Genomic DNA, 23777 nt, shown 5'->3' with positions numbered 1-23777 from the left:
GGTCACGGCCGCCTCCGCCTCGCGATCGCCGGCCTCGCACACCGACCAAGATCGCCGCCTCAGCCGCATTTCAGCGAGCAAGAGTCGCGGAAACGCGGCTAGCGCGGTGATCTTGGTCAGGTGAGCGACGCCGCGAACGCGCGGACGTCGTCTACCAGCAGGTCCGGGGCCTGCAGCGAGGCGAAGTGGCCGCCGTGGTCGAACTCGCTCCACCGGACGATCCGGTTCGAGCGTTCGGCGACGGCACGCACCGGGCCGTCCCCGGGGAAGACCGCCACGGCGGTGGGCACCCCGGAGACCGGGCGGGTGCCGAACGCCGCCGGTGACTCCTTGTACAGCCGCGCCGACGAGCCGGAGGTGCGGGTCAGCCAGTAGGTGGTGACGTCGGCGAGGATGGCGTCGCGGTCGATCGGTGCCTGCTCGCTCGCCGTGGCGTCGTAGTCGACGAACCACTCGAGGTTCCAGGCCAGCAGGCCCACGGGTGAGTCCGTCAGTGCGTAGGCGATCGTCTGCGGGCGCGTGCTCTGGACGGTGGCGTACCCGGAGCGGGCCTGCCACCGCCGGGCGGTGGCCGTCGCCCGGGCCCGGGAGTCGTCGTCCAGCCCCTCGAACGGGTCCGGGGACGTCCAGTCCAGCGCGGTGACCAGCGCGTTCACGTGCACCCCGATCACGTTCCGCGGCGCCGCCCGGGCCACCTCCGGGGCGACCAGACCGCCCCAGTCGCCACCCTGCACGAGGTACCGCTCGTAGCCGAGACGCCGCATGAGCTCGACCCAGGCCCGAGCGACTCTCGGCACGTCCCAACCCTTTTCGCGGGTGGGCCCGGAGAATCCGAAGCCGGGCAGGCTGGGCAGGACGAGGTGGAAGGCCGGCGCGGTGACGTCGTCGGGCGCGGTCAGGGGGCGCACGAGGTCGAGGAAGTCGGCGACCGTGCTCGGCCAGCCGTGGGTGACCAGCAGCGGCGTCGCGTCCGGTCGACTCGACCGGACGTGCACCAGATGCACCGTCTGGCCGTCGATCTCGGTCAGGTACTGGGGCAGGGCGTTGAGTCGCTGCTCGGCGGCGCGCCAGTCGAAATCGTGCCGCCAGTACTCGGCCAGGTCGCGCAGGTGCCCCGCGGCGACCCCGTACTCCCAGCCGGCGCCGGGCAGCTCGTCGGGCCAGCGGGTGGCGTCGAGGCGGGCGTGCAGGTCGTCGAGGTCGGCCTGCGGGACATCGATCGTGAAGTCACGGAGCTCGGAGGTCATGGCCCCGACGCTAGGTCGGCATCAGGAAGGAAGCCTTCCGCTATCCGCCCCGCCGGACCATCAGCGTGACCTCGATGTCCGCGAACACCCGCCGCGACCCGGGCCGGTAGGAGGCGGCCAGCGCGGCCAGGGCCGCCCGTTCGCTCCCGGTCAGCAGGTCGTCCGCCTGGTACGACTCGCGCACCAGCCAGATCCGCGGGTGCGGGGCCAGCGCGGCGGGGACCTGCCCGGGCGGCACGTCCTTTCCCTCGAGCGTCGCCCCGGCCAGCGGCTCGACCGCCACGGTCGGGTCGGCGAGCCCGGCCAGCTGGGGGTAGGCCTGGCGCAGCATGCGGACCTCCATCGGGACCGCGACCATCTCGTCGCCCGGGCGGGCGCTGCGAGCCAGGTAGTCGGCGACCGCCGCGAGGTTCTCGGTGTGACCGTCCGCCATCCGCCGGGCCTGCGCCTGCGCCGGTGCACCGACCACCGCCACCAGGGCCAGCGCCACCGCGGGCACCAGCCATCGGGCCCAGGGCAGCTCCGCCAGCGCGGTCGCCAACCGGACGACCAGAGCGGCGAGGGCCAGCGCGATCCCCGGCAGCACGTACAGGACGTACCGGTCCTGGTAGAGCGGCGTCACGAACGACACGGTCCACAGGACGGCGGGCGGCAGCAGGGCCCAGCCGAGGCCGAGCCGCAGCGCCCGACGCACGGGCGCCGTCCACCCGACCCGGGACCGTACGAGCGCCGCGACCACCACCAGCAGCCCGACGAGCACGATCGCCGCCTGCCCGCCGAGGAAGTCGCGCGCGAAGGCGTGCAGGTCGTACAGGTGCGGCGCGGGGATCCAGTAGACCTGTCCGCGTTGCCCGTGTGCGGCGAGCACGAACGGCGCGAGCACCACCAGACCGGCCGCTGCGGCCGCCGTCCACGCGCGCAGGCGGCCCGCCGCCCCGGCCGCGAGGGCGTGCGGGAGGACCATGAGCAGGCCGAGCACGTTCGCCAGCCCGAGCAGGACGAGCGTCGCCGAGTAGCCGGCCCAGCGCCGTCCACCGTCGGTCCGCTCGAGCAGGCCGAGCAGCTGCCAGGTGAGCAGCGTGGCCAGCACCGTGACGAGCGCGGCCGAGCGCGCCTCCTGCGCGAACCGGGAGGCCAGCGGGTTGACGACCAGCAGCAGACCCGCCACCACGCCGACCGGCAGGGACCGCAGGCGGGCGCCGATCAGCACGAGCAGCCCGGCGGTGGCCGCCATGGCCGCGACGCCGACCGACCGGACGGAGACGATCGAGGGATGCACCGCCCAGGCCAGCTTGGCCACGAGGTAGTAGGCCAGGTGCACGAGGTCCTCGTGCCGGGCCAGCGCGAAGACCTGGGCCGGGGTCCGCCGGCAGACGTCGATCGTGGCGGCCTCGTCCATCCAGACGCCGGGCCGCCCCACCTGCCATCCGTAGACGAGCGCTCCGGCGGCGGTCACGGCCGCGGCGGCCCGTCCGGACCGTACGGCGCTCACAGTGGGCACGAACGGTCACGCTAATACGTCTGCCTCAACGGCGTAGACCACGCAACGGTTTTCGTAACGCCTGGGGCGTGGTGAGCCAGTCGTAGAGGGATCCGCCGGCCAGCTCCAGCTCTCGGGAGAGCGCGGCGAACGTGCGGGCGTCGGACTTCCAGGTGGTCATCCCGATCACGTGGATGGGTTTGCCGGCCACCTCGGGGATGGCCCGCAACCGGTTCACGTCCCCGGTGATCTGGCCGCGCGCGGTCGTCTGCTTGCGGTGCCAGGCCCAGTAGGTCATGGGCAGGTAGGCGTCGACGTAGGGTGCGGCCGCCGCAAATGGGTAGCCCGGCCAGAACGTCGTCGACCACCGGGCCATCGCGGTCGGGCTGGGGGTGATCAGGCCGATCGGCTTGTCGGTCAGCGCGTTCGTCTGCTTGATCAGGCTGAGCAGCCGGGCCGTGCGGGTGGAGACCCTGCCGACGGCCCGCGACTCGGCGTCGAGGCCGATCGCGTCGACCCCCTTGAGCCGGTTCATGGCCCGCAGCCGGCGGAGGTCGGCGCTGATCGGTTTCGTGGTCGGCAGGTACCAGGCGACCACGCGCATCCCGTGCCGCTTCGCCCGCGCGATGAGGGCCCGCTGCCGCTTCGGCGCCAGCAGCGTGCCGCCCGCGGGCGTCGCGCCCTGCAGGAACAGCACCTGGACGCCGGCCCGCGCCATCACGTCGATGGTCGCCGGGGTCACGATCTGGCGTCCGGTCGCATAGTCGTAGCGGTCGACCCAGGCGCCGTAGCCGTCGAACACCGTGGTCCGCACCGGGGCCGGAACGGCCTGGGCGGGCTGCGGGGCCTGCGCGGGCCGCGGTGCGGCGCTCGAGCCGTCGGTCCCGGTCGCGGGGAGGAATGCGGCGGCCGCGGTGGCCACGACCGCCAGACCGACCAGCGCCGTTCCCCGTACTCGCACGGTCACATAGTGTCACTTCTTCGGGTAGCGATGAGTTTCCTCCCGCCCGCGCGTCTGACTACCGTCAACCGCACACGGCCCCGGGAGGATGCCGCCATGGACTTCACGCTCGAACTGATCGTCGTGCCCGTCACCGACATCGACGCCTCGAAGGCGTTCTACGAGGAGAAGTGCGGGTTCCACGTCGACGTCGACTTCAGCAACGGTCCCGACTTCCGCGTCGTCCAGCTCACCCCGCCCGGGTCGGCGTGCTCGATCTCCCTGATGAAGGCCGGGGACGACTCGGGCACCGCCGGCCAGTTGCGCGGCCTGCACCTGTGCGTCTCGGACATCGTGGCCGCGCGCGAGGAACTCGCGCAGCGCGGGCTCGAGATCAGCGAGCCGTTCCACTTCGGCGCCGAGGGCCGGCAGGACGGCGTGCACCCCGACCGGGTCTCGTACGGCACCTTCGCGACGTTCACTGACCCGGACGGCAGCGTCTGGCTGGTGCAGGAGGTCCGCCGCGGGGCGGGCGCCCCGGCGTGAGCGAGCGCCCGGCCGTGAGCGCGAACCCCGACCCCACGCCGGATTTCGAGGCGATGGTGGCGCGGCACCGGCGCGAGCTGCACGTGCACTGCTACCGGATGCTGGCCTCGTTCGACGAGGCGGAGGACGCCGTCCAGGAGACGTTCCTGCGGGCCTGGCGCAGCGAGGACCGGCTCACCGTCGGGGCCGCGCGCGCCTGGTTGTACCGGATCGCCACGAACGTGTGCCTGGACCAGTTGCGCCGGCGGTCCCGGCAGGCGACCCAGGTCGAGGACCCGCACTCGATGGCCGAGATCCCCCAGCTGCAGCCGTATCCGGACCGGCTGCTCGACGAGCTGGCCGCGCCGCCCGAGCAGCCGGACGAGGTGGCGGTGCGCCGGGAGACGATCGAGCTGGCCTTCCTGGCCGCCGTCCAGGCGCTGCCCGCGAAGCAGCGGGCGACGTTCCTGGTCCGTGACCTGCTCGGCTGGTCGGCCGCCGAGACCGCCGACGCGCTGGGCACCAGCGTGGCGGCCGCGAACAGCGCGCTGCAGCGGGCCCGGGCCACCATGCAGGCGAAACTGCCCGCCCGCCGGGCCGACTGGGCCACCCCGCCGGCGGGCGAGGAGGAGCGCGAGCTGCTGGCCCGGTTCATCGAGGCGAGCGAGCGCGGCGACTACGAGCTGGCCGTGTCGATCTCCGCCGAAAACATCCGGGTCACCATGCCGCCGTACCCGATGGTCTACGACGGGCTGGCCGCGATCGACCCGCTGCTGCGCCGGATGATGGTCGAGAAGTCCGACGGGGACTGGCGTCTCGTACCCACCTCGGCCAACCGGATGCCGGCCGCCGCGAACTACCTGCGCCGCCCCGGGGACACGCAGTTCCGGGCGTTCAAGGTCGACCTGCTCCGCACGGAGGGCGACAAGATCGTCGAGATCACGACCTTCGGCCCGGAGCTGTTCGCCCGGTTCGGCCTCCCCGAGATCCTCGCGGTGACCTGATCGACGTGCAGGACGGCGGGTAGCGGGCAGGGTCGGCCGGGTAAGGGAATTCCGCTGCCCGCCCCGGAGGCCGACATGCCCGAGTACCGCCGCACCACCACGATCGACGCCGACCCGGCCGAGCTGTTCCAGTTCCTGTCGAAGGTGGAGAACCTGCCGAAGTACTTCACGGGCGTCACCGAGGCCCACCCGGCCACCGGGGACGAGGTGCACGTCGTCGCGCAGCCGCAGCCCGGCGAGGAGGGGCCGCCCGAGAAGGTCGAGGCCGACGCCACCTTCTCCGTCGACGCCGAGCGCAAGGCCCTGTCGTGGGGGTCCGAGGGCCCGCACGACTACCACGGCGAGCTGCAGGTCACGCCCCACGGCGACGGCGCCCAGGTCGAGGTCACGCTGCACACCCAGCACGACGACGACCGCATCAACGACGGCATGGACGACACGCTGCAGCACGTCCGCGAGCTGGTCGCGGAAGGCCGCGCCGGCTGAGACCTGCTGCGGGAGAACGCCTCAGGGCAGCTTGACCGCTTTCAGGTCGTCGTACCGGACGTTGACCGCGCCACCGGTGGTCGACGAGCTCAGGTAGGTGCTGATCCGCACGCCCCCGGCGGCCTGCAGCCCGGCCGTCGAGTCGGTGAGGGTGGCGAACCAGGTGGTGGGCTCCGTCGTCCCGGCCTTCCAGGCCCGGACCCGCACGGTGGTCGGGCTGGTGCCGCTGACCTGCACCCGGACGTTCAGCTTCTGCCCGACCCCGAGCGTGACCCCGGTCAGGGTGCCGCCGGTGACGGCCGTGCCGGACCGTTCGACGTGCAGCTCGACGGCGCCCCCGACGAGCACCCGGACCCGGGCCGCGTACTCGGCGGAGCCGACCACCCGGCCGATCACCGAGGCGTAGACGGGGCCGTTGGGCATCGTGTCGAGGCTGAGCGTCGTGGTCAGGTCGGTCTGCGTCGACGAGACCCCGGCCAGGGTGGTGGTGGTCCGCACGCCCGGCCCGATGCTGTGCACCCCGGTGCCGTTGTTCACCGAGACCGTGCTCGCCGCCCCGGACGTCGACCAGGCGCCGCCGGTCTCGGCGCTGCCCCAGCCGCCCGTCGTCGTCCGGGTGAAGGAGTCCTGGGCGAGCGTGGTGGTCGGGGCCGGCGCGGTGACGGTGACCGGCTTGGTCACCGACCCGGTCGCCCCGGCGTTGTCGGTCACGGTCAGCGTCACCTGGTAGGTGCCGGCCGCCGCGTAGGCGTGCGAGGCCGTCGGGCCCGTGCCCGCCGTGCCGTCGCCGAAGGCCCAGCCGTACGAGGCGATCGTGCCGTCGGGGTCGCTGGAGGCCGACCCGTTCAGGTTCGCCGTCAGGTCGGCCGTCGTCGACGTGAACGACGCCGTCGGAGCCTGGTTCACCGCCGGGGCCGTGACGGTGACCGGCCTGGTCACCGAGGCCGTCGCGCCGGTGTTGTCGGCGACCGTGAGTGTCACCTGGTAGGTGCCGGCCGCCGCGTAGGCGTGCGACGCCGTCGGACCCGCACCCGTCGTCCCGTCACCGAACGCCCAGCCGTACGAGGCGATCGTGCCGTCCGGGTCGCTGGAGGCCGACCCGTTCACGTTCGCCGTCAGGCCCGAGGTCGTCGATGTGAACGACGCCGTCGGGACCTGGTTGACCGGCGGCGTGGCGGTGCCGATCGGCGCGGCCTGCAGGTCGTCGAAGCGGACGACCAGCGGGCCGTTGGTGACCGAGGAGCTGAGGTAGACACCGGACCGCACCCAGCCGGGCGCCTGCAGGGCGGCGGTCGAGTCGGTCGCGGTGGCCTGCCAGGTGGTGGGTTCGGTGGTGCCGGCCTTCCAGGCCCGGACCCGGATGGTGGTCGGCGACGTGCCCTCGACCTGGGTGCGCACGGCCACCCGGGCGCCGCCGGCGAGGCTCAGACCGGCCGGGCTGGCGCTGGCCAGCTCGGTGTCGCCGCGGGCCGCCGTGACCCGCACGGCCCCGGTCGAGGAGACGATCAGCTTGGCGCCGTACTCGCCCCCCGCGAGCTGACGCCCGCTGACCCACACGTAGGAGTTCCCGTTCGGGAGAGCGTCGTAGCCGAACGTCTCGGTGACGTCCGTCGACGTGGAGGAGACGCCCTTCAGCTGGGCGCTGGTCTGGATGCCGGCCTTGACCGTCTGCACGCCCTGGCCGTTCGCGACCGCGTACTGGCTCGTGGCGCCGACGAGCGTGTAGACGTTGCCGACGTCGGCGGTGCCCCAGCCGTTGGTCACGGTGCGGCCGAAGGCGTCGCGGGCGAGCACGGTCGGGGCGGCGGGCGCCGTCCGGTACGACCACGTGGGGCCGGTGGTGACGGTCGTCCCGTCGTCCGCGGTGGCGTACCACTCGTAGTCGGTCCCGTCGGCGACGGCCGGCACCGGCACGCTCGCCACGCCGCCGGAAGCGACCGTGGCGGAACCGATCTGGGTGAACGCGACGGGCGTCCGCACGCTCATGTCGTACGGCATCGTGAACGAGGAGTTGGCGTCGGTCTCGTACTGGTTCAGGTACGGCGAGTACGTCGTCGCCTGGATCGCGTTGGTGCTCGGCTTGAACGTGTAGTAGCGCAGCCAGCCGTTGCCGCCGTTGGCGCGGTCCTGGTAGTCCGTCAGCACCGAGAGCACCGGCTGGCCACAGGAGTTCGTGTCGGTCCGGTTGAACTCGGCCTTGTCGCCCTCGGCGATCGAGAAGTGCCCGGAGGCCACCATGAAGATCGAGCAGCTGGGCGAGATCAGCTTCTGCCACAGCTGCTGCGGGCTGTTGCCGACGCCGTCCTGGCGGTCCATCTGGGTGCTGATGTTGCCCAGGTAGTCGAGGTAGCTGTGGGTGGTCACGATGGCCCGGCGGTCGGGGTAGGCGGCCAGCACCTTCTTGGCCCAGTCGACGACGTAGTCGGGCGCGTTGAACTCGAGGTTCAGGAGCAGGAAGTCCATCCCGCCCGCGCTGAAGAGCGCGTAGTTGTCCATGTTCTGACGGTTGACCGGGTCGGTGCCGAACTGGTTCTGCCCCAGGTAGCCGCCGTAGCGCGTCGTGGCCGTGTTCCACGAGGCGTTCGCGTACCGGCTGGGCGGGAAGTACTGCCTGAACAGGGGCGCGTCCCCGGTGGAGAGCACCATGTCGTGGTTGCCGGGCAGCACCGAGTTCGGCACGCCCGCGTCGTCCAGGACCTTCTGCGCGTTCGAGGCGACCTGCCACTGCTGGTCGGGCGTCGGGTCGCCGGCCAGGTCGCCGAGGTGGGCGACGAAGGCGGTGTTCAGGCTCGCCCGGTTCGCGGCCACCCACTGCGTCTGCTGGGTGTAGATCGCACTCAGGGACGGCTTGGCCGAGTACCACTGCGTGTCGGGCAGCACGAGGAACGAGAAGGGCGAGGCGGGGTTGGTGCTGCCGGTGCCCTGCTTCGGCCGCCCGTAGAACCGGACCGTCAGGGGGTCGCCCTCGGGGTCACCGGCCCGGACCTGCAGGGTCGAGCCGCTGCTGACCGTCGTGGCGCCGTCCGCCGGGGCCACCAGAACCGGGGTGGCCGGGGGGCTTCCGGCGGCGTTCGCCGGGGCGGCGAGGGCGACGACGGCGGCCAGGGCCGTCCCGAGGGCCACACAGATGCGGACGCGTCGTTGCGCGGAGATCCCTGACACGGTCCGCATCCTGGCACGCAGGTCACACCGGCCGCACAGGTTTCAGGTACCCAGCAGCCAGCCGTTCTCCTCCGCGATCCGGATGGCCTCGGCCCGCGTCCGCGCCCCGGTCTTGCCGATCGCCGAACTCAGATGGTTACGCACCGTGCCCGACGACAGGCTGAGCTGTCCGGCCAGGTCGGCCACCGTGCCGCCGTCGCGGGCCGCGGCCAGCACCTCGGTCTCCCGGCTGGTCAGCGGGCTGTCGCCCGTCACCAGGGTGTCGGCGGCCAGGGTGGGGTCGACCACCCGCAGCCCGGCGTGCACGCGGCGCACGGCCTCGGCGAGCTGCCGGGCCGGGGTGTCCTTGACCACGAACCCGGCCGCCCCGGCGTCCATCGCCCGCTTCAGGTAGCCCGGGCGGCCGAACGTGGTGACGATCAGCACCCGCACCGCCGGCACCGCCGTGCGCAGCTGCGCCGCCGCGGCGATCCCGTCCAGCCCCGGCATCTCGATGTCGAGCACGGCGACGTCGACCGAGTGCGCCACGGCCGCGGCCACCACCTCGTCACCGCGCCCGACCTCGGCCACCACCTCGATGTCCGGTTCGAGCCCGAGCAGAGCGGCCAGCGCGCCTCGCACCATGGCCTGGTCGTCGGCGAGCAGGAGGCGGATGGTCATGCGTCGCTCACCGGCCCGCTCACCAGCCCACCCGCAGCACGAAGCCGCCCGCCTCGGCGCGGGCCACGCTCAGGGCGGCGCCCGCGGCGGCCGCCCGCTCCCGCAGTCCGGCCAGCCCCTGACCTCCGGAGGCACCCTCGCGAGGCCCGCGCCCGTCGTCCACGATCTGCACCTCGCGCGCGTCCACCGAGATCGTGCAGTGCCGGGCGCCGCTGTGCCGCACCACGTTGGTGACGCCCTCGCGCACCACCCAGCCGAACAGCTCGCCGCGCTCGGGCGGGATGTCGTCGAGCGCCGTCGGCAGCCGGGCGTCGATGTCGGCCGCCTCGAGAGCCGTGCGGGCGGAGGCGAGTTCGACGGCCAGGCTGATCTCGCGCACGCCGCGGACGGCGGCCCGCACGTCGGCCAGGGCGGTGCGGGCCAGCTGCTCGACCTCGGCGATCTCCTGCGCGGCGCGGTCGGGGTCGGTGTGCACCAGCCGTCCGGCCAGTTCCGCCTTCACCGCGACGACGGTCAGCGAGTGTCCGAGCAGGTCGTGCAGGTCGCGGGAGAACCGGCTGCGCTCCTGGGCCACCGCGAGCTCGGTGATCTCCTCGTTGGCCTCGGCCAGCTGACGGTTGCGGGCGATCATCTGCGAGATGCCCCAGACCGCGAGGGCGGCCAGGAACACCGAGAAGGGCAGGGTGTTGTCCGGCTCCCACCCGGGCACGGCCCGGGTGGCCACGACGATCACCACGATGAGGGCCAGGGCGAACAGGGCGGCCGGCAGGGTCGGCAGGCACAGCACCCCGACCACGGCGAGGTAGACGACGAACGCCGTGCCCGACTGACCGATGACCAGGCAGGCGGCGACCGTGAACGCGATGCCGGCGCCGATCGCCACCGCCCGGACGGCGGGGCTGAAGTCGCGACCGCCACGCCAGCGGAACGAGCGGGCCACCCAGAAGACCCTCAGGTAGAAGGCGGCGAACGCCACGACCAGGGCCAGACCGGCGACCCGCCGTCCGACCGGCTCGAGGTCCCAGGCGGAGCTCAGGGTGTCGCTGAGGAACAGCAGCCAGACGGCCGCGAAGATCCAGCCGCGGTTGCCGCGCGGCCCCCAGGTGGCGTGCTCCTCGGCCGAGAGTCCGGGCGGCGCGGGCACGACCGGGTTGATCACCCTGTCCGAGCGTGCGTCCACGCCGCCGACGGTAGTCGACGGCGTGGACGCCGGGTTCAGACCCAACTCAGACCCGGGCCGTGTCGCGGCGGAACAGGATCGCCGTACCGATCCCGAAGATCGCCACCCACAGGGCCAGGTCACCCAGGTGCGCGAGGGTCAGGCCGGAGTCGGTGATCGGGCTGCGGGTGATCAGCCCGACCGCGTAGGTCGGCATGTAGGGCGCGATGTCGGCCAGCGTCGAGCCCTTGTCGAGCGGGAAGAACAGGCCGCCGAAGAAGCTCATCAGGGCCAGCAGCGGGCCGATGAACTGCATCGCGTTCTCGGCCGGCACCAGGTAGCCGACGAACAGGCCGAAGGCCGCGAAGACCAGCGAGCAGACCCAGGCCAGCGCGCCGATCTCGAGGAAGTCGGTGAGCGACGGGTTGGCCCCGGTCACCGCCCCGGCCGCCAGGACCAGGACGATCGGCACGATGCCCAGCACCAGCGCCGACAGGATCTTGGTCAGCACGTACCCGGCCGGGCGCAGCGGGGTGAGCCGCAGCTGCCGGGTCCAGCCCAGCGACCGCTCGACCGAGACCTGGGCGCCCGTCGACGTGGTGGCGATCATCGCGCCGTACACGGCCATGCTGGCCATCACGTAGGCGTAGGCGTCGGGGTCGCCGGTGCGGTACTGGCCGCCGAACAGGAAGAAGAACCCGACCGGCATGATCAGCAGGAAGATCAGGGTGCGCCGGTTGCGCAGCGCCCGGCGGATGTCGAGTGCGAGGTACGTGGGGCTGAACAGGACCGGGCCGCGGGGCCGGGCGGTCGCCGTCCGGGCTGTTCCGGCCGTGGTGGTGGTCATGACTGCGGGCCTTCCTGCGGGTCGACGGTGAGGGCGACGAACGCGTCCTCGAGGGTGTGGGAGGTGACGTCGACGTCGTGCGCGGCGGTCTGCGTGAGCAGGTAGCGCAGCGCGGTGTCCGAGTCGGACGTGCGCAGCTGGACGACGTCCCCCCGGAACTCGACGTTCGTCACCCCGGGGATCGCGGCCAGGGCCGCCACGACCGAACCGGCGTCCGCGCCGGGCAGAGTGGCCCGGACCGTGCGGCCCGAGGCCTTCGCCCGGATCTCGTTGGAGCTGCCGTCGGCGACCACCCGGCCCTTGCGGACCATCACGATCCGGTCGGCGTAGGCGTCGGCCTCGTCCAGGTAGTGGGTCGCGAAGACGATCGTCCGGCCGCGCGCGGCGTCCTGCCGGATCGAGGTCCAGAACGAGCGGCGGGCCTCGACGTCCATGCCCGTCGTGGGCTCGTCGAGGATCAGCAGGTCGGGCTCGGGCAGCAGCGCCAGCGCGAACCGCAGGCGCTGCTGCTCCCCTCCGGAGCACTTGTCGACCCGCCGGTCGCCGATCTCCGTGATCCCCGCCCGCTCCAGCACGGCGTCCACGGCCGCGGGGTGGCGGTGCAGCGCCGCGGTCAGCCGGACGGTCTCGCGGACGGTCAGGTCCTTCAGCAGGCCCCCGGTCTGCATGACGGCGGCGACCCGGCCGTGCATGACGGCGTCGAGCGGGTCGCTGCCGAACACCTGCAGGGTGCCGCCGGTCGGGCGGCTGAGGCCGAGCACCATGTCGAGGGTGCTGGTCTTGCCGGCGCCGTTCGGGCCGAGGAAGGCCACGATCTCGCCCGGCTGGACGGTCAGGTCGAGCCCGTTGACGGCCACGACGTCCCCGAAGGACTTCACGACGCCTTCGAGCCGCAGGGCCGCAGCCGGGCCGGTCCGGGGCCAGGGTCGTTGCGTGCTGGTCGTTGTCATGACCACCACGGTCCTCCCGGACGAACCGGTGTGCCTCGGCCGAGCGTCACGTCCGGCCCATGACATCTGTCATTCCCCGCGATCGGCTGACATGCTGCCGCCCATGCCGAAGACGAAGGCGCCTGAATCGCCCCTTTCCGCCCCCGTGACGCTCAGCACCCGGGAGGTGCTGCCGCCGCTGCCCCTGACGGCCGGCGTCCTGGCCTTCGGGCTGTCCTGCATCGGGCTGGCGGCGGCCCGGCCCAAGAAGATCCCCCCGCTCGTGCAGATCGGCGCCGACGCGGTCACCGCCACCCTGCTGCTGCACCCGTTGGAGGTGGCGGGCGTGAGCCGGCTGATCCGGCGGCGCGACCTGTCCGTCGCGTCGCGCCGGAAGGTGCAGGGCTCGGTGCTCGTGTTCGGCGCGTTCTCGCTGCTGCCGGTCCGCAGGGCCGTCCGCCGGGCACCCAAGCTGAGCAGGTAGCTAGCGCGGCACCAACCGGACCACGATCGCCTTGGAGACCGGGGTGTTGCTCTCCAGCGCCGCGCTGGCCAGCGGGACCAGCACGTTGGCCTCCGGGTAGTAGGCCGCCGCGCACCCGCGGGCCGTCGGGTACTCGACCAGCCGCTGGTCGGGCAGCACCCGGTCGGGCTCCCCCGGCCACTCGCTCACGACGTCGACCCGCTGGCCGGGCTCCAGGCCGAGCGCCCGCAGGTCGTGCGGGTTCACGAACACCACGTCGCGGCCGCGCCTCACGCCGCGGTAGCGGTCGTTCAGCCCGTAGATGGTGGTGTTGAACTGGTCGTGCGAGCGCAGCGTCTGCAGGATCAGCCGGCCCGGCGGGCACTCCAGGTGCTCGAGCTCGTTGACGGTCATCATCGCCCGCCCGGTGACGGTGGCGAACGTGCGCGAGTCGCGCGGCCCGTTCGGCAGCACGAACCCGCCCGCGCGCCGGACGTCCTCGTGGAAGTTCTCGAACCCGGGCACCACGTGGGCGATGTGGGTACGGATGCGGTCGTAGTCGGCCTCGAAGCCCGCCCAGTCGACGGGGTGGTCCGCGCCGAGCACGGCGCGGGCCAGGCGACTCACGATCGCCACCTCGCTGAGCAGGCCGGGCGCCACGGGCGGGACGGCGCCGTGCGAGGCGTGCACCGCGCACACGCTGTCCTCGACCGAGACGAACTGCGGGCCGGACGCCTGCAGGTCGATCTCGGTGCGGCCCAGCGTGGGCAGGATCAGCGCCGCCTCACCGGTGACGACGTGACTGCGGTTCAGCTTGGTGGAGACCTGCACCGACAGGCGGGTCCCCCGCATGGCCGCCTCAGCGGCCAGGGTGTCGGAGATGGCGCCGACGAAGTTCCCGCCGAGGGCGAAGAACACCTCGATCTCGCCGCGCTGCATGGCCTGCACGGTGGCCACCGCGTCGAAGCCCGGCCGACGCGGCGGGTCGAAGCCGAACTCGGCCCCGAGCCGGTCGAGGAACGCGTCGGGCATCCGCTCCCAGATGCCCATCGTCCGGTCGCCCTGCACGTTGCTGTGCCCGCGGATCGGGGAGGCGCCGGCCCCCGGTCTCCCGATGTTCCCGCGCAGGAGCAGGAGATTCACGATCTCGCGGATGGTGTCGACCGCCTTGCGCTGCTGGGTCAGCCCCATCGCCCACGTGATGATCACCCGGTCGGCGGCCACGTACCGCGCCGCCAGGTCGTCGATCTCTTCGAGCGTGAGCCCGGTGGCGCGCAGCACCTCCTCGTCGTCGACCGCCCGCAGGTGCTCGGCGGTCCCGGCGAACCCGCTGACGTGCGCCTCGATGAACTCGTGGTCGAGAACCGTTCCGGGAGCGGCGTCCTCAGCGGCCAGTACGCGTTTGGAGACGGCCTGCAGCAGGGCCATGTCGCCGCCGGAACGGATCTGCAGGAAGGCGTCGGCGATGGGCGTCCCGCGGCCGACGACCCCGCGCGGTCGCTGCGGGTTCTTGTACCGGATCAGCCCGGCCTCGGGCAGCGGGTTCACCGCCACCACCGAGCCACCGGCCCGCTTGCACTCCTCCAGGGCGGTGAGCATGCGCGGGTGGTTCGTGCCCGGGTTCTGCCCCATCACGATCACGAGGTCGGCCCGGGCGAAGTCGTCGTAGGTGATGGTCGACTTGCCGATGCCCAGCGTCTGGCCGAGCGCGGTGCCGGTCGACTCGTGGCACATGTTCGAGCAGTCGGGCAGGTTGTTGGTGCCGTACGACCGCACGAAGAGCCCGTACAGGAAGGCGGTCTCGTTCGCCGTCCGACCGCTGGTGTAGAACGCGGCCCGGTCGGGGTCGGCCAGCCCGCGCAGCGCGGCACCGACGACCTCGAACGCCTCCGCCCAGCTCACCGGCCGGTAGTGGTCCTCCCCCACCGGCTTGTACACCGGCTCGACGAGCCGGCCCTGCTGCCCGAGCCAGTACTCGGTGCGCCCGGCCAGGGAGGTCAGCGAGTTCTCGGCCCAGAAGCCGCTCGGCACCGTCCGCGGGGTCGCCTCCCAGGTGACCGCCTTGGCGCCGTTCTCGCAGAACTCCAACGTGTTGCGGTGCCCCGGGTCGGGCCACGCGCAGCTCATGCAGTCGAAGCCGTCCTTCTGGTTGATGGCCGTCATCAACCGCGCGGTCCGCACCGGACCCAGCTCCCGCAGCGCGGGTTCCATCGCATGCAGGATGGCCGGGACGCCGACCGCCACCTGCTTCGGCTCGTGCACCTCGAGTTCGGGCCAGGGAACGCCCCGCGGGACGTCGCCGGGCACCTTCCGGCTCATGCCCGCACCTGCGCACCGGTCAGCACCCGCTCGGCCCCGGCGTACACCACCAGCGACGGGTCGCGCACGAAACCCACCAACGTCATGCCCACCTCGGCGGCCAGCTCGACGGCCAGCGAGGAGGGCGCGGAAACGGCCGCCACGCAGGCGATCCCGGCCATCGACGCCTTCTGCACCAGCTCGAACCCGGCCCGTCCGCTGAGCATCAGCACGGTGCCGGACAGCGGCAGCCGGTCGGCGGTCAGCGCCCAGCCCACGACCTTGTCGACCGCGTTGTGCCGCCCCACGTCCTCGCGCAGCACGAGCAGCTCACCCGTGGCCGCGTCGAACAGCGCGGCCGCATGCAGGCCGCCGGTCTGGTCGAACCCACGCTGACCGGCCCGCAGCGTCGCGGGCAGCGTGACCAGCCAGTCGGCCGTCACCCGCAGGTCGTCGCCGCGCACCGCGTGGTGCGAGCGGGTGCGCACGGCCTCGATGCTCGCCTTCCCGCACAGGCCGCACGAGCTGCTCGTGTAGACGTTGCGGCGCAGCGCGTCGCCCGGCGGGGCCACGCCGGGGCCCAGGACGACGTCCAGCACGTTGTACGTGTTCTCACCGTGCTCGTCGACGCCCGCGCAGTACCGCAACGCCCCCAACTGCCCGGAGTGCGCCACGACGCCCTCGCCGACCAGGAACCCGGCGGCCAGCTCGAAGTCGTGGCCCGGCGTGCGCATCGTGACGCTGAACGGCTCACCCGCGACCCGCAGCTCCAACGGTTCCTCGACGGCCAGCACATCCTCGCGCCGCGAGACGCCCGCACCCTCGCCGGCCGCGCCGATCGTGATGCGGGTGACCCTTCGTCGCGCCGTGACCCGACCCATGGGCCCAGTGTCGCACCGCGGCCGGGACCCGGCACGGGCCGTACGGTGTCGGGCCGTACGGTGTCGGGCATGGACGAGCGGGTGCGGTGGGACGACGCCCGCCGGCTGGCGTACGCGGCTGCCCCGGGGCCGGTGCTCGAGTGGGTGCCGGTGGCCGAGGCCGCCGGGCGGACGCTGGCCGCCGACCTCAGGGCCGGGATCGACGTCCCGCACTACCCGTCGTCCGCCATGGACGGCTGGGCCGTCGCCGGGGCGGAGCCCTGGATCCTGGTGGACGGTGGCCCGCTCACCCCCGGCTCCGCGACCGGGGTGGCCACCGGTGGCCTGATCCCCGGGGGCACGCTCGGCGTGCTCCGCCACGAGTACGGCGCGGTCCGCGACGGAGTCCTGCACCGCTCCCCCGACGCCCCCGACACCGAGCCCGGGCCGGGCACGCACGTGAGGCCGGTGGCCCGCGAGGCGCAGGCGGGCGACGTGCTGCTGGGCGCGGGCACGACGCTCACGCCGGTCGCCCTCGCCGTGGCCGTGACCGGGCTGCACGACACCCTGCCGGTGGCCCGCCGGCCACGGGTCGCGCTGCTGCACACGGGCGACGAAGTGATCACCAGCGGGACGCCCGGGCCGGGTCAGGTCCGCGACTCGCTGGGGGTCCTGCTGGCCACGCTCGTGACCCAGCTGGGCGGCGAGATCGTCTCGGCGGCAACGGTTCCCGACGACGCCGGCGCGACCCGGGTGGCCCTGACCGGGACTGACGCCGACCTCGTGCTGACCACCGGCGGCACGGGGCTGTCCGGGGTCGACCTCGTCCGGCCGGCGCTGACCGCCCTGGCGGCCGAGCCCGTCGTGCCGCGGCTGGCCACCCGGCCCGGCGGCCCGGCGCTGCTCGCCCGGCCCCCCGGCGGCCCACTCGTGGTCGGCCTGCCCGGCAACCCCCTGGCCGCCGTCACCGCCGCCTTGCTGCTGGCCGCCCCGGCGCTGGCCGCGATGCTCGGGTCCGGCCTCGCCGAACCCGGGCGCGTGCGCGCGGGCGAGGCGGTCGCCGGCCGGGCGGGGGCCGACCTGCTGCTGCCGTGCACCCTCCCACCCGCGGTGCGGGGCGCCGTCCCTACGGCCTGGACCGGTTCGGGCATGCTGCGCGGCCTGGTGCACGCCGACGTGCTGGCCGTCGTCCCGTCCGTGGGCGCCGCGGTGGGCGACGAGCTCGACGCGCTCCCGCTCCCCTGGCGCTAGCGGCGGTTCTGCTGGCCGGCCTTCCAGTTCGCGTACACGCCGAGCGCGCAGAACACGGCCAGCCCGCGCAGGATCGGGGCCAGCGAGACCCCCTCGATCGACAGGGGTTTCGCCATCAGCAGCAGACTCAGCACGACGCACGAACCGAGCGCGGCCCACCAGAACGCGGCCCACGGGCTCATCCGCGCGTCCTGCGGCTCCCTCTCGTACGCCTCACGGTCGTACTCGTAGTCGGACTCGTCGGGCGCCCCCTCGAGCAGGGCCGCCGACCGCCGCGACACCTTCGGCGAGACCGGAGGGGTCGAGGCAGCCGCCACCGCGACCGGGACGGCGGGCTGCGCCGGAGCCTCCCCCGCCCGCCGGGCCCCCATCCGGACGACGAGGTCGGCCGGCCACAGCCGGTCGATACCGGCCACCAGCTCGGCCCCCCGCGCCCACACGTTCGGCTCCACGGCCACCCGGTTGGCGTCGGCCAGCACGATCACCCGGCGCCCGTCGTCCCAGCTCTGCACGACGTCCGTGCCCGCCACCGGGAACGTGAGCGGGTCGTCCGGGCCGAGCACCAGCCCTTCGGCGGTCAGCCGCAGCTCGATCTCGGGCTTCTCCAGGTGCGGGAAGGACTCCCCCGGCGCGTCGGCCGCCATCGGCGCGAAGGCCACCGACGCGGCCGGGGCCCAGGCCTGGGACCCGGCGTCCGGTTCCAGCCCCGCCGGCACCATGGCCAACGCGGTCGCGGCGGCCTGCCGGGCCAGCTCGGCGACCGTCGCCACCTCGACCGCGTCGAGCGTCGACTCCGGAGCCAGCGCCGGGCCGGGGTCCAGGCCGACCAGCAGCCGGGCGGCGGCCGCCCCGAGCAGGTCCACCGCGCCCTCCGGGCGGCCCGCCTTCCACCGCACCTCGGCGGCGAAGGCGGCCAGCTCCGTCGAGGAGACCGGCGCCGACGAGCCCGGCCGACCGCCGAGCGCCGGCAGCAGGTCCAGCACGAACTCGACCGCCTCGGCGCGCCGGGCGGCGCTCAGCCCGTCGGGCAGCACGCCGAGCAGCAGCAGGAACGAGTGCTCGGCGGTCAGCGGTTCGACGGTCACCGACGGCGGGACGACGGCCCCCCAGCGGGCCCGCAGCTCGTGGTCGAGCCGGTTGCGCAGCACGTGGACGAGCGCCTCGACGCCCGGCCCGCGGGGGACGACGGCGGAGACCGCCACGGCCTCGTCGGGGCCCGTGACCCAGGCGGGGGTGTGCTGCAGGAACGTGTTGGTCGCCGCCGGCAACGCGCGGGCCGGGCCCTCCGGCAGGTGCAGTCGCAGCCCGATGGGCGGCGGGCACGTCATCCAGAGCACGGCGTTGCCCCGGGCCGCGAACCAGGCGGCCCACGAGGTCAGCGACCCGAGGCTCAGCGCGGGCAGGCCCAGCTCACCCTGCGGGCCGGCCCCGAAGGACCGGGCCCCGTAGCGGCGGGCCAGCATGCTCTCCCCGACGCTGCCGGTGCGGGTGGCGGCCTGGGTGCGCAGGGCCTCCCGGTGCTCCCGGAAGCCGGGCACCGCCGGGTCCCGCAGGCGCCGGGTCAGCGCGTCGAACGCCCGGACCAGCTCGTCGGGGCGCCCCTGGAACTCGAACGTCGTCGTGGTCGTCCCGACCGGGCTCGGCCGCGCGTCCGGACCGGCCCCCACCGCCAGGCGCTCCAGCAGGTGTCCGACCCCGCGCAGCACGAGCGGTTCGTCGACGGTGCCCATCCGCAGCACCAGCCCGGCGCGGGGCGGGCCGGGCCGCAGTGATGTCTGGTCGGCCCACAGGGTGCGGACGCCGTCCACGGACTCGAGGCGGGCCGGGCCGACGTCCGGCCTCGCGTCCAGGGGGCCGACGCTGCGGCCCTGACCGAGTGTGGCGTCCATGCCGACTCCCGTCCCGCTCGCCCGCCTCCGGGCGACGGCGCCCCGTAGTCCTTCGGTCCCGGCCCGGGCCGGGCGTTCTCACCCGCCCCGGCGACTCAGCAGCCGGGCAGCCGCGCCGACAGCCAGCTCGTCACCTGGTCCAGGCTGACCCGCTCCTGGGCCATGGTGTCCCGGGACCGGATCGTCACAGCCTGGTCCTCGAGCGAGTCGAAGTCCACGGTGATGCAGAAGGGAGTTCCGATCTCGTCCTGGCGGCGGTAGCGGCGGCCGATCGCCTGGGCGTCGTCGAAGTCGACGTTCCAGTACTGCCGCAGCTCGGCGGCCAGCGCCTTCGCCTTGGGCGACAGGTCCTCGTTGCGGCTCAGCGGCAGGACGGCGGCCTTGACCGGGGCCAGCCGCGGGTCGAGCTTCAGCACGACGCGCTTGTCGACGCCGCCCTTGGTGTTCGGGGCCTCGTCCTCGTGGTACGCCTCGATCATGAACGCCATCAGGCTGCGGGTGAGACCCGCCGCGGGCTCGATGACGTACGGCGTCCAGCGCTCACCCGAGGCCTGGTCGAAGTACGACAGGTCGGTGCCCGAGTGCTCCGAGTGGGTCTTCAGGTCGAAGTCGGTGCGGTTGGCGATGCCCTCCAGCTCGCCCCACTCCGAACCGCTGAAGCCGAACCGGTACTCGATGTCGACGGTGCGCTTCGAGTAGTGGGAGAGCTTCTCCTTCGGGTGCTCGAAGTGCCGCAGGTTCTCGCGGTCGATGCCCAGGCCCGTGTACCAGTCGGTGCGGTGGTCGATCCAGTACTGGTGCCAGGTCTCGTCCTCGCCCGGCTTGACGAAGAACTCCATCTCCATCTGCTCGAACTCACGGGTCCGGAAGATGAAGTTGCCCGGCGTGATCTCGTTGCGGAAGCTCTTGCCGATCTGGCCGATGCCGAACGGCGGCTTCTTGCGGGCCGAACCCTCGACGTTCTTGAAGTTGATGAAGATGCCCTGGGCCGTCTCGGGCCGCAGGTAGTGCAGGCCGGACTCGTCCTCGACCGGGCCGAGGTAGGTCTTCAGCAGGCCGGAGAACAGCTTCGGCTCGGTGTAGGCGCCGCGGGTGCCGCAGTTCGGGCACGGGATCTCGGCGAGGGTGACGGACTCGAGGTCCTTGCCCTTGCGCTCCGCGTACTCCTCCTCGAGGTGGTCGGCGCGGAACCGCTTGTGGCAGGACTGGCACTCGATCAGCGGGTCGGTGAAGACCTCGACGTGGCCGGAGGCCTCCCAGACCTGGCGCGGCAGGATCACCGCGGAGTCGAGACCGACGACGTCCTCGCGGGCGGTGACCATGTAGCGCCACCACTGCTTCTTGATGTTCTCCTTCAGCTCCACGCCGAGGGGGCCGTAGTCCCAGGCCGAGCGGGTGCCGCCGTAGATCTCACCGCAGGGGAAGACGAACCCCCGGCGCTTGCACAGGCTGACGACGGCATCGAGACGGGACTCGGACGCGGACTTACCGGCCACGGGATTGACTCTCCAACTGAGGCGATCTTCGGCGAACCCGCCCAGCCTACGGGGCTCACAGCCCTAAGTCGGACACGTGCTCCTGGACGCCGTCGGCCGGGTTCCAGGTGGTCAGTGCCTCGTAGGCGGTGGGTTCGTCGACCGCCCGGTACATCAGGGGGACGGCGTACTGCTTGACCTGCGCGTTCGACAGGGCGCGGCGGTAGTCGCCGACGGTCGCCCACTCGGTGGTCAGGGTCCACAGCTCGGGTTCGTCGACGTTGCGACCGACGGTGGCCGCCCGGCAGCCGGGCCTCTCGGTGAGTACTCGGACGGCGCCGCGCGCCTGCTCGTGGAAGCTCACCCACTCGTCGGCCGGCACCCGGTACCGCGTCACCACCAGCACCCCGCGACCCTACCCGCGGTTACTCAGGGGGCAGGTGGTCGCGGGCCCACAGGGCGGCCGAGGTGCGGTCCTGGACGTCGATCCGGCGGAACACGTTGCCCAGGTGGACCTTGACGGTGCGTTCGCTGATCCCGAGCGTGCGCCCGATCTGCTTGTTGGCCAGACCCTTCGCGACGAGCCGCAGCACCTCCAGTTCGCGCGGGCTGAACCCGGCGGCCGGGTCGGGCCGGTCGGCGGGGGCGATCGTCGTGGTCAGCAGCTCGCGGGCCACCCGCGGATCGAGCGGCGACCCCTGGTTGGCGGCGGCCCGAACGCCGGCCAGCACCTCGGCCGGGGTGCTGTCCTTCAGCAGGTACCCGATCGCCCCGGCGCCCAGTGCCTCCCGCACCCGGTCGCGGTCCGAGAACGACGTCAGGACCAGCACCTGGGTCTGCGGGCGCTCGGCGAGCAGGGCCCGGGTGGCGGCCACGCCGTCCATCACCGGCATGGACAGGTCCATCAGGACGACGTCGGGCGCGGTCGAGCGCACCAGGTCCACCGCCTGCTCGCCGTCGGCCGCCTCGCCCACCACCGTGACGTCGGGGGCGGCGTCGAGCAGGGCGGCCAGGCCGGCGCGGACGAGGTCGTGGTCGTCGACCAGCAGCACCCGGACCACCCGGTCGTTCATCGGGGCACCTCCAAGCGCCAGCGAGTGCCCGCCCCGGGCGCGGACGCGACCTTCAAGGTGGCGCCCGCCGCCCCCGCCAGGTCGGCCATCAGGCGCAGGCCGAAATGTCCCGCGGGCGGTTCGGCCAGAGTGGCCGCGGCGTCGAAACCGACGCCGTCGTCGGCGATCTCGAGGACCAGCGGACCGTCGTCCGGCACCGCCAACCGCACGTCCACGGTACCGGCGCCCGCGTGCCGGGCCGCGTTGCGCAGCGCCTCCTGCGCGACCCGGAAGGCGAGGGCCTCGACGTCGGGAGCCAGGCCCGTCAGGCCCGGGGCGTCCGCCTCGGGCAGGTCGAGCCGGGCCTGCACGTCCCGCCCGGCCACGGCGGCGGCGAGGTCGCGCAGGGCGGCGACCAGCCCCGCCGAGCGCAGCGACGGCGGGTAGATGTCGACCAGCAACGAGCGCAGGCCACCGATGCTGCTGCGCACGGCCCCGGCGGCCAGGTCGAGCCGGTGCGCCAGCCCGTCGTCCCCGCCCGCCCGGGCCTGTTCGGCCGATCCGGCGACCAGGAAGCCGGTCGCGGCGAGCTCCTGCACGGTGCCGTCGTGCAGCGTGGCCGCGATCCGGCGGCGTTCCTCCTCCTGCGCGGTGACGGCCCGCTGCAGCCAGGCCTCGCGCCCGGCCTGCGCCGAGCGGACCCGGGCGATCAGCGCCCACGTGAGCGGGGCCTGGGCCACCAGCAGGAGCAGCAGGCTGGTGAGCGTGATGCCGCCGAAACCCCGCCACAGCTGGGTGGTCCGGGCCGTCACGGCGTCGTAGCGGGAGTACGTCTCGAAGAGCAGCTCGGTACCGCCCGGGGTCCAGACCGGCCGGTACACCTCCAGCAGTTTCGCATCCGACCCGAACCGGGTTCTCTCGAAACGGTTCTCGGGCCGCCCCAGGTCGCTGACCTCGGCCCGCGTGGTGGGGTGGGCGAGCGCGTCGCGCTCCTCGTCGTCCAGGGGGAAGACGGCGCCGGCGAGCGCCGGCTCGTCGGAGTAGACGATGCGGCCGTCGGCGCTCCAGAGCTTCACCCGGATCAGGGTTCTCGACAGCAGGCGCTGCCGGACGACGGTCCCCAGCGCCGTGCGGGCGGCCGCCGCGGTGACCGGGTCGGCGGAGAGCAGGTCGTCGGTGAGGGCGGGCTGCAACACGGCGCCGGCCAGGACGTCGGTGATGGTGGCCGCGTCGTTGACGGCCTCGCGCTCGGCGGCGCGCCGGGCGGTGACCACGCCGGCCACGGCCACGGCCGCGAAGACGAGGACGGCGACGAGCGCCACCCCGCCCACCAGCCGGCCCCAGCGCAGCGGCGGGTCGGCGCCCGGGCCGGCGGCAGTGCCGTCGCTGACGGTCAGCCACCGGGCGCCGGGCGCCTCAGCCGTGTCGGTCATGTTCAGTCGTCGCTCCCGTGGCCGCCGTGGTCGTCGCCGCCGTCGTGCCCGGAGCCGTCGTGCCCGGAGCCGTCGTCCCCGCCGCGCCCGCGGTGGTGACCCCCGTCGTCGCGGCCGCTGTCGTCGCTACCGCTGTCGTCGCGGCCGCTGTCGTCGCTGCTGCTGCGCGGACGGTCGCCGCCGTGGTCGTCGTCGGCGTCGTGGGTCGCGTCGTGCGTGGAGGTGGCCTCGTGCGTGGCCTCGTGCGTGGGGCCGTCGTCGGCACCGTGGCCGCCGTGGCGGCGGCCGTGGCCGTCACCGGCGTCGTGCGTGACCGACGCCGAGGGCCGCGGGCTGATGATCGTGACCGGCGCACCGGTCGCGGCGCTGGCCGGCTGCCGGGCCGGGTCGACGGGCACGGCCGCCGACAGCGACGGGTTGGCGGCGAGGCCGGCACCCGCGGGGATCAGGGCGGCGAGCGCCGCCCCGGCGATGATCAGGGCCTTCTTCATGTCTTCCTCCAGGTGAGAACCGTTGCCTCAGTTCTCCCCGAACCGCGGTAGCACCCGCCATGAGACATCAGTACTAGTACCAGCGCGCCGTGGCGCGCCGATTTGACCTTCGACCCCGTTCTTAAT

Annotated in this window: 21 protein-coding genes; 5 read left to right on the top strand and 16 right to left on the bottom strand. The window is 73.6% G+C overall.

Features of this window, described 5'->3' with window-relative positions; all coding sequences use genetic code 11:
- Positions 1 to 116: 116 nt before the first annotated feature.
- The 3 genes from ACIB24_RS08870 to ACIB24_RS08860 are packed head-to-tail and all read right to left on the bottom strand — an operon-like array spanning position 117 to position 3688.
- Positions 117 to 1247: an epoxide hydrolase family protein gene (locus ACIB24_RS08870; protein WP_398278276.1), complete on the bottom strand. Its 1131-nt coding sequence runs from the start codon at positions 1245 to 1247 to the stop codon at positions 117 to 119.
- A 40-nt stretch (positions 1248 to 1287) separates the two neighbouring features.
- On the bottom strand, positions 1288 to 2748 hold the full coding sequence (locus ACIB24_RS08865; RefSeq protein WP_398278273.1) for a hypothetical protein: 1461 nt from the start codon (positions 2746 to 2748) through the stop codon (positions 1288 to 1290).
- 25 nt (positions 2749 to 2773) lie between these two features.
- A complete protein-coding gene (locus tag ACIB24_RS08860) occupies positions 2774 to 3688 on the bottom strand; it encodes a hypothetical protein (protein ID WP_398278271.1) in 915 nt (304 codons plus the stop codon).
- 96 nt (positions 3689 to 3784) lie between these two features.
- Between ACIB24_RS08860 and ACIB24_RS08855 the strand changes: the two genes are divergently transcribed.
- The 3 genes from ACIB24_RS08855 (at position 3785) to ACIB24_RS08845 (ending at position 5682) form a co-directional block, all read left to right on the top strand.
- Entirely contained in the window at positions 3785 to 4213 is a 429-nt protein-coding gene (locus ACIB24_RS08855) for a VOC family protein (RefSeq protein ID WP_398278268.1), read from the top strand.
- Entirely contained in the window at positions 4210 to 5196 is a 987-nt protein-coding gene (locus tag ACIB24_RS08850) for an RNA polymerase subunit sigma-70 (RefSeq protein WP_398278265.1), read from the top strand. The genes ACIB24_RS08855 and ACIB24_RS08850 overlap by 4 nt, the downstream gene beginning before the upstream one ends.
- 75 nt (positions 5197 to 5271) lie before the next feature.
- Entirely contained in the window at positions 5272 to 5682 is a 411-nt protein-coding gene (locus ACIB24_RS08845; RefSeq protein WP_398278262.1) for an SRPBCC family protein, read from the top strand.
- A gap of 21 nt (positions 5683 to 5703) precedes the next feature.
- Here the strand turns inward: ACIB24_RS08845 and ACIB24_RS08840 are convergent, their stop codons facing one another.
- Genes ACIB24_RS08840 through ACIB24_RS08820 form a run of 5 tightly spaced genes read right to left on the bottom strand, consistent with a single transcriptional unit; the run spans position 5704 to position 12460 of the window.
- A complete protein-coding gene (locus tag ACIB24_RS08840; protein WP_398278259.1) occupies positions 5704 to 8844 on the bottom strand; it encodes a PKD domain-containing protein in 3141 nt (1046 codons plus the stop codon).
- Positions 8845 to 8886: 42 nt separating this feature from the next.
- Complete coding sequence (locus ACIB24_RS08835) at positions 8887 to 9504, bottom strand: response regulator (RefSeq protein WP_398278256.1); 618 nt, start codon at positions 9502 to 9504, stop codon at positions 8887 to 8889.
- A gap of 19 nt (positions 9505 to 9523) precedes the next feature.
- Positions 9524 to 10684, bottom strand: coding sequence for a sensor histidine kinase (locus ACIB24_RS08830; RefSeq protein ID WP_398278253.1), 1161 nt, complete (start codon positions 10682 to 10684; stop codon positions 9524 to 9526).
- A gap of 46 nt (positions 10685 to 10730) precedes the next feature.
- Positions 10731 to 11510, bottom strand: a complete 780-nt coding sequence (locus ACIB24_RS08825) for an ABC transporter permease (protein WP_398278250.1) — start codon at positions 11508 to 11510, stop codon at positions 10731 to 10733.
- On the bottom strand, positions 11507 to 12460 hold the full coding sequence (locus tag ACIB24_RS08820) for an ABC transporter ATP-binding protein (protein ID WP_398278247.1): 954 nt from the start codon (positions 12458 to 12460) through the stop codon (positions 11507 to 11509). Before ACIB24_RS08820 ends, ACIB24_RS08825 begins: the two co-directional genes overlap by 4 nt.
- Before the next feature lie 103 nt (positions 12461 to 12563).
- Here ACIB24_RS08820 and ACIB24_RS08815 point away from each other — a divergent pair, with 103 nt between their 5' ends.
- Positions 12564 to 12923: a hypothetical protein gene (locus tag ACIB24_RS08815; protein WP_398278244.1), complete on the top strand. Its 360-nt coding sequence runs from the start codon at positions 12564 to 12566 to the stop codon at positions 12921 to 12923.
- Here the strand turns inward: ACIB24_RS08815 and ACIB24_RS08810 are convergent, their stop codons facing one another.
- Complete coding sequence (locus tag ACIB24_RS08810; RefSeq protein WP_398278241.1) at positions 12924 to 15221, bottom strand: FdhF/YdeP family oxidoreductase; 2298 nt, start codon at positions 15219 to 15221, stop codon at positions 12924 to 12926. It abuts the gene before it with no gap.
- Entirely contained in the window at positions 15218 to 16081 is an 864-nt protein-coding gene (gene fdhD, locus ACIB24_RS08805; protein ID WP_398278238.1) for a formate dehydrogenase accessory sulfurtransferase FdhD, read from the bottom strand. Before fdhD ends, ACIB24_RS08810 begins: the two co-directional genes overlap by 4 nt.
- Positions 16082 to 16150: 69 nt before the next feature.
- On the opposite strand from fdhD, the gene ACIB24_RS08800 reads away from it, so the two are divergent.
- Positions 16151 to 17311 (top strand): molybdopterin molybdotransferase MoeA, encoded by a 1161-nt coding sequence (locus ACIB24_RS08800; protein ID WP_398278235.1) that lies wholly within the window; start codon positions 16151 to 16153, stop codon positions 17309 to 17311.
- Here the strand turns inward: ACIB24_RS08800 and ACIB24_RS08795 are convergent.
- The 6 genes from ACIB24_RS08795 to ACIB24_RS08770 all read right to left on the bottom strand — a co-directional run bounded on the left by ACIB24_RS08795 (position 17308) and on the right by ACIB24_RS08770 (position 23651).
- The gene (locus ACIB24_RS08795; RefSeq protein WP_398278232.1) at positions 17308 to 19200 is read right to left on the bottom strand and encodes a hypothetical protein; all 1893 of its coding nucleotides are present in this window, start codon (positions 19198 to 19200) and stop codon (positions 17308 to 17310) included. The two genes, ACIB24_RS08800 and ACIB24_RS08795, sit on opposite strands and share 4 nt — an antisense overlap.
- 95 nt (positions 19201 to 19295) lie before the next feature.
- Positions 19296 to 20696 carry a glycine--tRNA ligase gene (locus ACIB24_RS08790; protein WP_398278229.1) on the bottom strand — a complete coding sequence of 467 codons (1401 nt, stop codon included), beginning with the start codon at positions 20694 to 20696 and terminating at the stop codon, positions 19296 to 19298.
- Between the two features lie 55 nt (positions 20697 to 20751).
- On the bottom strand, positions 20752 to 21081 hold the full coding sequence (locus ACIB24_RS08785) for an antibiotic biosynthesis monooxygenase family protein (RefSeq protein ID WP_398278226.1): 330 nt from the start codon (positions 21079 to 21081) through the stop codon (positions 20752 to 20754).
- A gap of 19 nt (positions 21082 to 21100) precedes the next feature.
- Positions 21101 to 21748, bottom strand: a complete 648-nt coding sequence (locus ACIB24_RS08780; RefSeq protein ID WP_398278223.1) for a response regulator — start codon at positions 21746 to 21748, stop codon at positions 21101 to 21103.
- Complete coding sequence (locus ACIB24_RS08775) at positions 21745 to 23160, bottom strand: sensor histidine kinase (RefSeq protein ID WP_398278220.1); 1416 nt, start codon at positions 23158 to 23160, stop codon at positions 21745 to 21747. The genes ACIB24_RS08780 and ACIB24_RS08775 overlap by 4 nt, the downstream gene beginning before the upstream one ends.
- Before the next feature lie 2 nt (positions 23161 to 23162).
- Positions 23163 to 23651 (bottom strand): hypothetical protein, encoded by a 489-nt coding sequence (locus ACIB24_RS08770; RefSeq protein ID WP_398278217.1) that lies wholly within the window; start codon positions 23649 to 23651, stop codon positions 23163 to 23165.
- Positions 23652 to 23777 lie beyond the last annotated feature (126 nt).

The organism is Spongisporangium articulatum, assembly GCF_044465595.1.
Lineage (GTDB): Bacteria > Actinomycetota > Actinomycetes > Actinomycetales > Kineosporiaceae > Spongisporangium > Spongisporangium articulatum.
This window is presented reverse-complemented; position numbering and strand designations above follow the sequence as displayed.